This window comes from Streptomyces sp. NPDC048671, from assembly GCF_055587045.1.
On record NZ_JBVJHB010000017.1, the window covers coordinates 189,437 to 202,814 of the forward strand.

Annotated in this window: 7 protein-coding genes; 4 read left to right on the forward strand and 3 right to left on the reverse strand. The window is 72.8% G+C overall.

Translation table 11 applies throughout. The features are described from left to right. The first annotated feature begins 116 nt into the window (after window positions 1-116). Window positions 117-3,584 carry an AfsR/SARP family transcriptional regulator gene (locus ACZ6S6_RS31145; RefSeq protein ID WP_469708101.1) on the forward strand — a complete coding sequence of 1,156 codons (3,468 nt, stop codon included), beginning with the start codon at window positions 117-119 and terminating at the stop codon, window positions 3,582-3,584. A 46-nt stretch (window positions 3,585-3,630) separates the two neighbouring features. Here ACZ6S6_RS31145 and ACZ6S6_RS31150 read toward each other — a convergent pair whose 3' ends face one another. Both ACZ6S6_RS31150 and ACZ6S6_RS31155 read right to left on the reverse strand, forming a co-directional pair. Continuing rightward, window positions 3,631-5,655, reverse strand: a complete 2,025-nt coding sequence (locus ACZ6S6_RS31150; RefSeq protein ID WP_469708103.1) for a sigma-70 family RNA polymerase sigma factor — start codon at window positions 5,653-5,655, stop codon at window positions 3,631-3,633. Between the two features lie 491 nt (window positions 5,656-6,146). After that, window positions 6,147-7,073, reverse strand: a complete 927-nt coding sequence (locus tag ACZ6S6_RS31155) for a TetR/AcrR family transcriptional regulator (RefSeq protein ID WP_469708105.1) — start codon at window positions 7,071-7,073, stop codon at window positions 6,147-6,149. Between the two features lie 469 nt (window positions 7,074-7,542). Between ACZ6S6_RS31155 and ACZ6S6_RS31160 the strand changes: the two genes are divergently transcribed. Then, the gene (locus tag ACZ6S6_RS31160) at window positions 7,543-8,940 is read left to right on the forward strand and encodes an NAD(P)/FAD-dependent oxidoreductase (protein WP_469708107.1); all 1,398 of its coding nucleotides are present in this window, start codon (window positions 7,543-7,545) and stop codon (window positions 8,938-8,940) included. Between the two features lie 264 nt (window positions 8,941-9,204). Further along, window positions 9,205-10,869: an ATP-binding SpoIIE family protein phosphatase gene (locus ACZ6S6_RS31165; RefSeq protein ID WP_362960244.1), complete on the forward strand. Its 1,665-nt coding sequence runs from the start codon at window positions 9,205-9,207 to the stop codon at window positions 10,867-10,869. 20 nt (window positions 10,870-10,889) lie between these two features. Here the strand turns inward: ACZ6S6_RS31165 and ACZ6S6_RS31170 are convergent, their stop codons facing one another. Further along, entirely contained in the window at window positions 10,890-12,197 is a 1,308-nt protein-coding gene (locus tag ACZ6S6_RS31170) for an MFS transporter (protein ID WP_362960247.1), read from the reverse strand. A 211-nt stretch (window positions 12,198-12,408) separates the two neighbouring features. Here ACZ6S6_RS31170 and ACZ6S6_RS31175 point away from each other — a divergent pair, with 211 nt between their 5' ends. Beyond that, the gene (locus ACZ6S6_RS31175; RefSeq protein ID WP_362960250.1) at window positions 12,409-12,963 is read left to right on the forward strand and encodes a MarR family winged helix-turn-helix transcriptional regulator; all 555 of its coding nucleotides are present in this window, start codon (window positions 12,409-12,411) and stop codon (window positions 12,961-12,963) included. Window positions 12,964-13,378: the final 415 nt, after the last annotated feature.

Sequence of the window (13,378 nt, forward strand, 5' to 3'; positions counted from 1 at the left end):
GGCCGCCCGCCGGCCGCAGTCCGTGGTCCGGCTGCCGTGGTCCGGCCGCCGCCCGTTGTCCGCCCGGCATGGGCCGGCCGCCTTCCGTTGTCCGACCGGCGGGACACAATGGCGGAGTGCGGTATCTGATCCTGGGCGCCACGGAGGCGCGAGACGAGGAGGGCGGTGCGCTGCCCCTCGGCGGTATGCGCCTGCGGGCCCTCCTCGCGGCCTTGGCGCTGCGCCCCGGCCGGCCCGTGCCGATCGCCGAACTCGTCGACGACGTGTGGGCGGACGAGCCCCCGGCGGACGCCCCCGCCGCGCTCCAGGCCCTGGTGGGCCGTCTGCGCCGGGCGCTGGGGAAGGACGCGGTCACCAGCACCCCGGGCGGCTACCGCCTGGCGGCCGGCCCGCAAGACGTCGACCTGCACGTGTTCGAGCGGCTCGCCCGGCAGGGCACGGCCGAGCTGGAGGCCGACGCGCCCGAGGACGCCGCCCGCACGCTCCGTACGGCACTCGCCCTCTGGCGCGGACCCGCCCTGGCCGACCTGCCCGACCGCGACCACGGCCACGCGCTGCGTCCGGAGGCCCACCGGCTGGCCGCACTGGAGCACCGCATCGAGGCCGACCTGCGATGCGCGGGAGCCGGCGGACCGACGGGGGAAGCGGCCGAGCCCCGGACGACCCTGCCCACCACGGCCCCGCCCGCCACGGCCCCGCTCGCCACGCCCCCACCCACCCCGCCCCCACCCGCAGCAGCCCCGCCCTCCGCCCTGGTGCCGGAGCTGATGGAGCTGACGGCGGCCCACCCGTACGACGAGCGCTTCCGGGCCCAGCTCATCCGCGCCCTGCGCGCCGCCGGCCGGCCGGCCGACGCGCTCGCCGCGTACGAGGACGCGCGCCGCGCCCTCGCCGAGGGGCTCGGCACCGACCCCGGGCCCGAACTGACCGCCCTCCACCGCGGACTGCTCACCCCCGCGTCATCCGCACCCGGCTCCGCGGGGGCGGAAGCCGTCCGGGGCAATCTCCGCCCCCGCCTCACCTCCTTCGTCGGGCGCGAGCCCGAACTCCGCACCATCCGGGACGATCTGACCCGCTCCCGGCTGGTCACCCTCACCGGGCCCGGAGGCTCGGGGAAGACCCGCCTCGCCGAGGAGTCCGCGGCGTACGAGGGCCGTGCCGCCGCCGGTGACGTCTGGCTCGCCGAACTCGCGCCGGTGGAAGACCCCGAAGCCGTACCGGGAGCCGTACTCTCCGCGCTCGGACTGCGCGAGACGGCCCTGCTGCGGGACAGCGGCCACGAAGGAACGTATCCGCGCACCGATCCGGTCGACCGGCTCGCCGATCACCTCGCGCACTGCTCCAGATCCCGCCCCTACCTCCTCATCCTCGACAACTGCGAGCACGTCATCGGCGCGGCGGCCGCGCTGGCCGAGACCCTGCTGATCCGCTGCCCGAGGCTGCGCATCCTCGCCACCAGCCGCGAACCGCTCGGCGTGCCCGGCGAATCCGTACGTCCGGTGGACCCGCTCCCGGCCGATCTCGCCCACCGCCTCTTCACCGAGCGGGCCCGTGCCGTGCGGCCCGGGTTCGACCCCGAGCGGGAGGCCGCGCACGATCCGCACGCCGTCGCCGAGATCTGCCGCCGCCTGGACGGGCTGCCGCTCGCCATCGAGCTCGCCGCCGCCCGGCTCCGGATGCTCGGCCCGCGCCAGATCGCCGACCGGCTGGACGACCGGTTCCGCCTGCTGACCGGCGGCAGCCGGACCGTACTGCCGCGCCAGCAGACCCTGCGGGCCGTCGTCGACTGGTCCTGGGACCTCCTGAACGAGGACGAACGCACCGCCCTGCGCCAGGTCTCGGTCTTCGCGGGCGGCTGGGACCTGCCCGCCGCCGAGGCGGTCATCACGACGTCGGCCGGCCCGGCCCGGCACACCGCGGCCGACACCGCGGACCTCATCGGGGCACTCATCGACAAGTCCCTGGTCGTCGCCACCCCGGTCGACGGCGGCGGGATGCGCTACCGCCTCCTGGAGACCATTCACGAGTACGCCATGGAGCGCTGCGCCGAAACCCCGGGCGTACGGGCCGCTGCCGGGCGTGCGCACACCGCACACTTCCTCGCCCTCGTCGAGGAGGCCGAGCCACGGCTGCGCTCCGCCGACCAGCTCCCCTGGATCCAGCGCCTGGAGACGGACCTCGACAACATCCGGGCCGCCCTCCACCGCACCACGGCCCTCGCGGGCCCGTCCGAGTCGCCCCAGCTGTCCGGCCCGTGCCAGGTGGACCAGCCGTCCGAAGCGGACGCGGCACGTCTGGTGCTGGGCATGGGCTGGTTCTGGTGGCTGCGCAACTACCGCACGGAGGGCCTCACCTGGACCGCGCGGGCGCTGGCGTTCGGCCCGGAGCCCACCGACCGCACCGATCCCCGTTACTGGTCCTGGATGAATCTGCGCCTGCTCTGGTTCTTCCTGGAGATGGACAGCCGTCCGTCCGACGTGGACAGTGACGGCCACGGCGTCCAGGCGCTCGCGAGCCGGGTGGGCGACGCCTTCATGTCCTCGGGACCCCAGGCCGCTCGCTTCCCCGGGCTGCTCTGGCCGATGACCTCATTCTTCAGTCTGGGCATGAAGGACGTCCGGAGGAGGATCGACTCGGTCGTCGACAACGCCCGTATCCATGGCGGGGCGTGGGAGTACGGCGTCGCGCTGATATTCCGCACGCACATGGTCGTCGACATGCCCGGCGGCATGCAGGGGGTCGACGCCGATCTGGCGGAGCTGCGCGTGCTGGGCCGCGTCGTCGGCGACCGCTGGATGCGCGCCCAGGTCGCCTCCGCCGCAGCCGAGGCGGGCATGATGCGCGGGCGGTACGACGAGGCGCGTGCGGCCTACGAGGAGGCCCTGCTGCTCGCCCACGAGGTCGGGGCCCATACCGAGGCCCCGTTCCTCCTGGCCAGGCTCGCCGAACTCTTCTACCGCACCGGCGACCAGTCCACCGCCGATCAGCTCCTGGAACGGTCCGAGTCCGAGGCACGGCGCTACCAGACGCACGACGCGGCCGCGTACGTCCCGTACCTGCGGGCCACCATGGCGCTGGAACGCGGTGATGTCGCGGCGGCGCGGCGGATGTACGCCGAGGCGAAGGCGGAGAACGAGAACGGCAGCCCGCCGACGCACTTCAACGCGATCCTGGAGGGGCTGTCGGCCCGCATCACCATCCACGAACCGGGGCCCGGCGGCGGTCCGGCCGCCGGCCTGCGCGGGCTGACGGCGGCCCTCGTCTCGGCACGGGACGCGCAGTGCGCCGAGATCGTCACCGGGCACCTGGCGGACGGCGTGGTGACCGTACTGCCCGAGGTGGGCCGTCACGCGGCCGCCGTACGCATCCTGGCCGCCGCCGACAGCTGGCGGCTGTCCGGCCCCAGGACCGCGGCGGAACAGTCCGAGGTCGACGCGGCCGCGCGGCTGGCCCGCAAGGAACTGGGGGCGCGGCAGTACGAGGAGGAGCACGCGGCGGGCCGCGGGCTGACCGTCGACAACGTCATCGACCTGCTCATGGACATCACCGCGGAGCTCCCACCTCCGGAGGCGGCCGCCCGCTGAAACGGCGGGCACCGTGGTGGGGCATGCCCCGGCCGGGCGGGCCCGGTCAGCGGCAGCTGATGCGGGACTCGGCCCAGTTCGCGAGCGCCACCCCGCCGAACCCGGTCATCGGCTCCACGACGAGCCGGATCCGGTCCTGGCCGTCGATGCCGACGCCGACCGGTACGGCCGGGTCGTTGCCGTTCATCACCGGGGACCGCCACAGCCGCGCCCCGGCGCCGTTGAACACGGAGAAGCGCACGGAACCGAGCCCCATGGTCAGGTCGTCGACGCCGACCATCGCCTCGTAACGGGTGCACCCGCGGTTCAGCTGGATGACGACCGAGGAGCGGCTGTGCACGGTCACCCCGTGGGCGTACCGCGTGCCGCCGATCGACATCCCGGAACGCTGCCAGACCCAGCTGCTCTCACCGAGCACCACCTCGGGCCCGGTGTGGTCGCCGAAGAGGGTGTAGCTCAACTCGTTGACCTGGTAGACCTCCGGCGCCGGTGCGGGTGGCGTCGGAGGAGTCGGGGTCGGGGTCGGGGTGGGTGTCGGAGTCGGCTTCGGGGCGGGCGGCGGTGGGACGGGGGCCGGCGGGGTGGGCTTCGGTTTCGGCGTCGGCGTGGGCGTGGGTGTGGGAGTCGGCGTGGGCGTCGGCTTCGGCGGTACGGGAACGGCCGGCGCGGGCTTGGGAGGCGGGGTCGGCTTCGGTTTCGGCGGCGCGGGCGACGGCACCGCGGGCGCCACGGCCGGCGGTTTGGCCACCGGCTTCGCCTCGGGCCTCGGCTGCTCGTCCCCGACCAGTGCCCAGACCAGACCGGCCGCCGCCGCGACTACGACCGCCGCCGCGATGCCCGCCTTCGCCGGAGCGCCGAGCCCCTCGGAGGCGGCGGCGCCACCGGCCGACCCCGCGGACGAACCTCCGCCGGTCGCCGCAGCCGCGGCACCCGCGCCCGCCGCACCGGCTGCGCCGCCCGCCACGATCCCGGCGGCCTTGAGCGCGTATCCGGCGGCGAACCAGCCGATGACCGCGACCGGGAGCAGCGCGGGGATCCCGGCGTTCACATGGGCGAGTTCGCCCGCCGCCAACCGGCATTTCACGCATTCGTCCAGGTGCCCCCGAAGCCCGCGCTCGGCCCGCATCCGCAGCCCGCCACGGGCATAGGCGCCGAGCCGGTCGGCGTAGCGCGCGCAGTCCCCGCCGGAGGTGAGCGCCTGGCTCACATGGGCCTGCAGATACGCCTGCTTGAGCCCTTCGCGGGCGCGGCTGGCCAGCACCGAAGTGGCATTGGCGGTGAGCCCGAACAGCGGGGCGATGTCGCTGGGCGACTCCTCCTCGACGGTGGTGTGCCACAGGACCGCCTGCCAGCGCTCCGGGAGACTGCGGAAGGCCTGCATCGCCATCGACTGCTCGGCCTCGTGCATCGCCATCACGTCGGCGCCGAGATCGAGGGTGTCCGCGTCCGACACTTCCCAGGAGCGCGACGCCTGAGCGGCGAACGCCGCGAAGTCGTCGACCAGTTGCTCCCGCTTGGCGGTCTTCGTCCACGCGGCGCCGACATGCCGGACCGCAGTCATCAGGTAGGCGCGCACGGCCTCCTCGGGCCCCTTGCCGCCCCGTACCGCCTGCAGCGTCCGGGCGAAGACCTCGGCCGTCAGGTCGTCGGCGGTGTGCGCGTCCCGGCAGCAGGTGCGCGCGTACCGGCGCACCGCGTCCGAGTGCCGGCGGAACAGCTCCTCGTACGCGAGGTCGTCGCCGTCCCGCATCCGCTGGATCAACTGGGCGTCGGATGGGGCGAGTCCGGAGGCGTCGGCGGCGGCCGAGCCGCTGCCCACCCGCTGCATGGGGACCGCGGCCGCCGCCGCTGCGGCGTCGATCGCGTCCGTGTCCGCCGCTGCCGGGCTCTCGACCGGTGCGGGGGGCCACGGTCCGGGGAGAACCGTGCCGCCGGCCTCTTCGCCGGCGCTCTGGCGCCCCGGTCCGGCCTGGTTCGGCACCTGCTCCGAGGGCAGGCCGCCCGTGCCGGTGCCGCCGTCCGTGGCGGAGACACCGTCGAACGACTCTTCCTGCTGCCCGTCACCGCTCATCGCGGACGCCCCCGTATGCGCTTTCGGACCCGAATACCGGGCAAGCGTGCCACAGAGGGCAGGGGCGGCGGCCCCTCAGCCCCGCCAACCACTCATCCGGGGCGTTCTCCCGAATATGAGCACTAGCGGACACTTGTTCGGGGAAGGAGTAACAGGATGTGCTGCTGCGGCAGTTGAGCGAGGTCGCGCCGAGAGTGACGAGAACGCCGAGAGTGACGAGATCGACGAGAGCGACGAAAGAGGCCACGGCCGGTCCGCCGGTCCGCCTCCGCGATCACGGGGCCACAACCGACGCTCCGACCGGCCTTCACCGCGCCCACCGCACTCACCGCGCTCGCCGCATTCCGCGCAGACAGACGCAGCCCGCCGACGCAGCACTCACGCAGCCCGCCGAAGCAGCGCTCACGCAGCCGGCTGCCTCAGCGCGCGCGGTCGTACGCCCCCCAGCCCGCCGACGCAGCGCTCACAGCACGCCGCCCCGCCCCGCCCGCTCACGCAGGCCGCGAGCGCAGCCCCTCCAGCAGGATGTCCAGCAGCCGGGCCGAAGCAGCCGCCTGCTGAGCCGCGTCCGGCAACGAGGGCGCCGCCGTCGCGATGACCAGCAGCACATCGGCCACCGTCACATCGCGGCGCAGCTCACCGGACGTCCGCGCCCGGTCGACCAGCCGGCCCACTACCTCCAGCAGCTCGGCCGCTCCGCTGCTGACGCCGTCGATCTCCGACCCCGGCACAGGCCGGGCCTCGGCCACCCGCGGCCCGCCCTGTCCGGCGCTCTGTCCGAGCGGCTGCCCGGCGGTCTGTCCGACCGACTGTCCGGCCACCTGACCCGCCGGCGCCTGACCCGCCGGCGCCTGACCCGCCGGCGCCTGACCTGCCGACGCCTGACCGCCCCCCTGGCCGACCTCCTGCCGCTGCTGCGGCACCCGGTGCTCGTCCTGGGCGTCACCGGCCGCCGAGCCCGGTCCGGCCGGTTCCGCCGCCCGTACGGCGCCCGGATCGCCGACCACCGTCGAGTCGTCGGTGTCCACGCCGACCCGCAGTATCTGCGGAGGCAGCAGCCGGCCCGCGCCCGAGGCGACGGAGGTCCGCAGGAAGCGCGACAGCGCCGACCACGGCTCCTCCTCCTGACCCAGCGCGGACCGGGCCTGGTCGGTCAGCCGGGAGGTCTCCTCCTCGGCTATCCGCCGCACCAGCACGTCCTTGCTGGGGAAGCGCCGGTACACCGTGCCGACACCGACCCGGGCGCGACGCGCCACGTCCTCCATCGGAGCGCCGTACCCGAGCTCGCCGAACACTTCGCGTGCCGCCCGCAGCACATGTTCCAGATTGCGCTGCGCGTCCACCCGCAGCGGCGCCGAGCGGCCGTGCGCTCCGGCACCGACGGTGCCCGCGCCGAGCGCGGCACCCAGAGTGCTCACTGCTCCCGACGGCGGGGCGGCCCCTGACGGCCCGATACCGCTCACCGTTCCGACTGTGCCGACTGCGCCGATTCGTCCGTTTCCTTCGGACGCGACAGCAGTAGTCGGCCAATGCGATTCCTGAATATGCATGACTGTTCCCCCGGTTATGACGTCTCCCCCCGGAGACTCCCGCCGTGTCTGCCGGGTTGACCGATGGTCCACATCCGACACCCCGACGACACACGAACATAGTTGAGCCAGGGTCAATTCAGAAGGGGGCAGTTCCGCCCGGAGCGCCCCCCGATCGGAACAAGGACCGGTTGGTCACCGATTCGCCCTCCGCCCGTGCCCCTCACCGCAACCCCTGACCTGCGGGGCTTCCGTATTGCCGCAACGATCAACCGGAGCGGCCCGTTCGGAAGCTCCGGTCACACAATTTGCCGGGGCTGTGGACAAACTCCGGAGCGCGTTGCGTCATGGGGTGGTGATGGCTTCAGATTCCGGGGGAACACCCCCCGGCCCCACGCCGGGTGCGCGCATTCTCGTCGTCGGCGGCGGCTACGTCGGGATGTACACCGCGCTGCGTCTCCAGCGGAAGCTGAAGCAGCGGCTCAGAAGCGGCGAGGCCGAGATCGTCGTCGTCACGCCTGATCCTTATATGACGTATCAGCCGTTCCTTCCCGAAGCCGCCGCCGGTTCGATCTCACCGCGCCATGTGGTCGTCCCGCTGCGCCGCGTCCTGCCGCACTGCACGATCGTCATCGGGGAGGCGCAGCGCATCGACACGGCCAAGCGCATCGCGACGGTCACCACCCTGGCCACGGGGGAGGACGGCACCGGAGCCGTCGAGATCCCGTACGACGAGATCGTCATCGCGCCCGGCTCCGTCTCGCGCACCCTCCCGGTCCCCGGCCTCGCCGACCACGGCTTCGGCTTCAAGACCATCGAGGAGGCCATCGGGCTGCGCAACCACGTGATCGAGCAGATGGACATCGCCTCCGCCACCCGCGACCCCGCCATCCGCGACGCCGCCCTCACCTTCGTCTTCGTCGGCGGCGGCTACGCGGGCGTGGAGGCGCTGGCCGAGCTGGAGGACATGGCCCGCTACACCGCGCGGTACTACCACAACATCAAGGCCGAGGACCTGAAGTGGATCCTCGTCGAGGCCACCGGCCGCATCCTGCCCGAGGTCGGCGAATCGATGGGCAAGTACGCCGTACGGGAGCTGCGCGGCCGCAATATCGACGTACGTCTCGACACCCGGCTGGAGTCCTGCGAGGACCGGGTGGCCGTGCTCAGCGACGGCTCCCGCTTCCCGACCCGCACGCTCGTGTGGACGGCGGGTGTGAAGCCCGCGCCGCTGCTCGCCGCCACCGGCCTCCCGCTCAACGAGCGCGGCAGGCTCATCTGCACGGCGAGGCTCACCGTCGAGGGGGCCGAGCACGTCTGGGCCGCCGGTGACGCCGCCGCGGTCCCCGACCTGACCTCCGACGAGCCCGGACGGGAGACCGCGCCCAACGCCCAGCACGCGGTCCGCCAGGCCAAGGTCCTCGCGGAGAACATCGTCGCGTCCATGAACGGCGAACCGCTCAAGGAGTACCGGCACAGCTACGCGGGCTCCGTCGCCTCGCTCGGCCTCCACAAGGGCGTCGCCCATGTCTACGGACGCAGGCTCAAGGGCTACCCGGCCTGGCTGATGCACCGCACGTACCACCTGAGCCGGGTCCCGACGTTCAACCGCAAGGCCCGCGTGCTCGCCGAATGGACCCTCGCCGGCCTCTTCAAGCGCGAGATCGTCTCCCTCGGCTCGCTGGAACACCCCAGGGCCGAGTTCGAACTCGCCGCGGGAAGGCGTCCCGGGCCCGACGGCGACGACGGTCAGTAGGGTCCGGTGTCGGCCCGGTGCCAGCCCGGTGTCAGTAGGGTCCGTCACACTGGACGTGTGACCATAGGTGGGCTCACATCTGCACAGAGTGACCCGGCAGGCAGCGACCGACAGTGACCAGCAGAGACCGGCTCCGGCTGCGCCTTCCCGCCGGTCCGGCCCCGAACCGGCGAGAGAGAACCGGCAGGAAGAACCGGCAGAGGATCCGGCAGAGGAAGCAGCCCGCCCGAGCGGACCAGACCGACACACGAGGCCAGAAATTCCGTGAACTTCACGCGTTGGAGCGCCCGCCTACCCGGTACGCAGCGTCGCGCCGCCCGGGACGACCACAGTGCCGTACCGGCGGCCCGCGCCGAGTACGCACAGGACGAGACCGGGTCCGGCCCGCCGGAGGGCGAACCGGACGGCCCCGCGACCCGCCCCCCGGCGCCCGCCCTGGAGGACCTCTCCGCCCGCGACATCCTCGGCCAGCTGCCCGCCCTCGTCGCGCTGGTCCACGGACCCGACCACCGCATCGCGTACGTCAACGACGCCTACGCCGCCGCCTTCGGCCCCCGCCCGTCCGGTGCCCCCGCGGCTGAGGCGATGCCCGAGCTCACCGAGCTCAGCCTGCTCCCCCTGATGGACCAGGTCCTGCGCAGCGGCACACCCCGCACGGTCAAGTCCCGCAAGGCGGGCAGCGGCAGCTCGTACACCGTGACCTGCACCCCCGTATCGCGCGACAAGGACAAGGGGCACGAGGGCGGAGTCCTCGTGTACGCCGCCGATGTCACCGACCACGCGGAAGCGGCCGAGCGGCTGCGCACCAGCGAGCGGCGCCACCGCGAAACGGCCGTCACCCTCCAGCGCTCACTGCTCCCGCAGGAGCTGGAGCAGCCCGACGACCTGCGGATCGCCGCCACCTACCAGCCGGGCGGCACGGACGCGGCGGTCGGCGGCGACTGGTACGACGTCATCACCCTCGGCGCGGGCCGCACCGCCCTGGTCATCGGGGACGTGATGGGGCGCGGGGTGCGCGCCGCCGCCGTGATGGGCCAGCTGCGCACCGCGGTCCGCGCCTACGCCCGGCTGGACCTCCCGCCGCACGAGGTCCTCCAGCTGCTCGACGGGCTGGCCGCGGAGATCGACGCCAGCCAGATCGCCACCTGCGCCTACGCGGTCCATGATCCCAACGAGGGGCTGCTGGTCTACTCCTCCGCCGGTCACCTCCCGATCCTGGTGCGCGACGAGGACGGCACGGTGCACCGCGCCGAGGGCCCGACCGGGCCGCCGCTCGGCACCGGCGGCTGGACCCACACCTCCGGCACGATCGCGCTGCCGCCCGGCTCCACCGCCGTCCTCTACACGGACGGCCTGGTCGAGCGCCGCAGCGAGGACATCGACGAGGGCGTGGCCGCGCTGGAGCGCGCGCTGTCCGGGGCGAAGGGCGCACCGCAGGTGGTCTGCGACCGCCTGATGCGCTCGCTCAACATCACCGCGGAACACGACGACGACGTGGCGGTACTGGTGGTCCAGCACCCGGCCCGCACCGGGCCGACCGCGGAGCTGTTCCACAACGCCTCGCTCGATCTGCTCGGCGGCATCGAAGCGGCTCCGCGCGCCCGCGCCTTCGCGACGGGCGTGCTGACGTCGTGGCGCTTCCCGGTGGACCTGTGCGACCTGGGCGTCCTGGCCGCCGGTGAGCTGGTCGCCAACTCCCTCCAGCACGGCACACCGCCGATGCGCCTGGGGCTGCGGCGCACCGACCGCCGGCTGATCATCGAGGTGACCGACGGCGACGACCACCTGCCGCGCCGCCGCCGCGCCGAACCGGCGGACGAGGCGGGCCGGGGCATCTCCATCGTCGCGACGATCGCCACGTCCTGGGGCAGCCGCCGCACACCGGGCGGGGGCAAAGCCGTCTGGTGCGAATTCGCCCTGCCCCGGTAGGCGGCCGCGGGCCCCGGCCCTCAGTGGACAGCGGCGACCGGGGCCGGCACCTCGGCCGACGCGCTCTCCGGCAACGACACGGCCACCACCCGCGACGGCACCGCCGCGAGCGAGGGCTGGTCCTGTACGGGGGTGAGCCGCCGGCCCAGCCGCAGCGCGAGCACCGTGATGCCCAGCGAGAACAGCACGAACGTCACGATGTACGGCCCGTGCAGTGAGGCCCCCATGGGACCGCCCACGGCCGGACCGACCGCCAGCGCCAGCTGCTTGCACAGGGCGAACGCCGAGTTGTACTGCCCGACCATCGACTCCGGCGCCAGATCGGCGACCAGCGGTGCGACGGTCGGCGAGAGCATCGACTCACCGAGCCCGAACAGCGCGTACGTGGAGATCATCGCGGCCGTCGCCATGGTCTGGCTGCCGTGCCCGAGGCCGGCGTAGCCCGCCACGATCCAGGCGAAGGCCCAGATCAGACCGACCGAGGCGATCACCCGGCTGCGACGGCGGCGCTCCACAAGGCGCAGCACCACGAACTGGGCGACGACGATGACCGCGGTGTTGGCGGCCAGCGCGATCCCGAGTGTGGAGGGCTTGATCCCGGCGGCCTCAGTGCCGTACGCGGCGAGGCCGGACTCGAACTGTCCGTAGCAGGCGAAGAACACCACGAACCCCAGCACACACAGCTGCACCATGGCCCGGTGCGAGAGCAGCGCCCGCATCCCGCCCCGCGCGGCGTCCCCGGCACCGGACATCCCCGCCGCGACGGCAGGCGTACGGGGCATCCGCACGGTCGCCGTGATGGCGCCGAGCACGAGGAACATCACCGCTTCGATCAGGAACAGCAAGGTGAAGGACGACGGCCGTTCCGTGTCGACGATCTGCCCGCCGACCAGTCCGCCGATGCCGAGCCCCAGGTTCTGCAGGAAGAACTGCATGGCGAAGGCACGGGTACGGGTGCCGGTGTCGGAGCACCGCACGAGCATCGTGGCGAGGGCGGGCTGCATGACGGCGGTCCCCGCGCCGAGGACCGCGGCCGACAGGACGGAGGCGGTCACCTGCGAGGAGAAGCCCAGGGCTGCCGCGCCCAGGGAGGCGACGACCGAGGCGAGGAGCAGTACGGGCAGCGGCCCGCGACGGTCGATGACCCGGCCGGTGAACGGCAGGACGGCGAGCGCTGCCATGGCGAAGACCGCCAGTACGACTCCCGCCGTACCGGCACCCAGATCCCGTACCTGCGCCACATAGACGTACAGATACGGAACGGTGAACCCCAGCCCGAACGCGCTCAGCGCGCTCCCCAGCTGGATCCGCCGCAGTGCTGCACCCATTTCCCTGGTCACACTCACCTACCTCAAGGTCTCGAAGCCATGTGATCGAGCGAAAGCCGGACGGCCCGGACGGCCCGGACGGCCTGTGCGGCCCGGACGATCGGACGGTCCGGACGACTCGAACCCGAAGACTTTAGCACTAAAGTTAGAAGCTCAACAATACAGACCGAAGGACTTCGATGGCCATGGGTGGCGTGCCATACTGCGCGCCATGTCTGACACCACCGAGCCGGGCCTCCAGGAGCCGAGCCTCGACGAGCAGATCGCCGCCTACCAGCGCGAGTTCCGGGACCTGGACCCACAGGTCGAGCAGGTCGTCTCGGCACTCGGCCGGCTGAACCGCCGGATGAACGTGGCGTACGGACGCCAGGTCGCCGCCCTCGGCATCAGCAACGCCGAGTGGGAGGTCCTCAAGACCCTCGTACTGGGCGGCGCCCCGTACCGGCTGGGCCCGGGGGAGCTGGCCAAACGGCTCGGACTCACCCCGGCCGCGATGACGCACCGCATCGACCGCATGGCGGGCGAGGGCCTGGTCACCCGCGACCGCGACGAGAACAACCGGGTCCGCGTCATCGTCGAGCTGACGGACGAGGGGCGTACGAAGTGGCTGGAGGCGATGCGGATGGCCACGGACTTCGAGGAGGAGCTGCTCCAGGACCTCTCGGGCGACGAGCGCGGAGCTCTCGGCGAGATGCTGATCAGGCTCCTGCGCCGGGTGGAACACGCCCAGCCGGACGCCGGCGGCCGCCTCACCGACCTGGACTGACGAGGTCCTGCCGGGCGGGTCAGGGAGGGGTTGACATGCCCCTCCGCGATCCGTAAGGTTCTTCGAGTTGTCACGGAGCCGAAATGTTTCTGCGACAACCGATCCCGCCGCGAATGCGGCAACCAAAACTCAGCACGATCTCCCACTCGGGAGAATTTCGGTATGCCGAAATTGATTTCGAAGGCTCGATTATGAGCCGCCGGGAAGATCCGCTAGAGTTTGGGACGTCGGAACGGCCCAACAGCCGGGAAGACAAGCCCCGCTGACTGGGAATCAGGCCCGAAAGGATCTGATAGAGTCGGACTCGCCGGAAAGGGAAACGCGAAAGCGAAGAACTGGAAAGCGAAAACTGCGAGGCCCGCTTCGACCGGGAATCGGACACGAAAGAGTCTGATAGAGTCGGAAACGCAAGACC

What these genes read in the sequence shown, in the direction of transcription:
- ACZ6S6_RS31150 (WP_469708103.1), bottom strand. Translation starts at nt 5,655, where the DNA reads ATGAGCGGTGACGGGCAGCAGGAAGAGTCGTTCGACGGTGTCTCCGCC.
- ACZ6S6_RS31160 (WP_469708107.1), top strand. Translation starts at nt 7,543, where the DNA reads ATGGCTTCAGATTCCGGGGGAACACCCCCCGGCCCCACGCCGGGTGCG.
- ACZ6S6_RS31170 (WP_362960247.1), bottom strand. Translation starts at nt 12,197, where the DNA reads ATGGGTGCAGCACTGCGGCGGATCCAGCTGGGGAGCGCGCTGAGCGCG.
- ACZ6S6_RS31175 (WP_362960250.1), top strand. Translation starts at nt 12,409, where the DNA reads ATGTCTGACACCACCGAGCCGGGCCTCCAGGAGCCGAGCCTCGACGAG.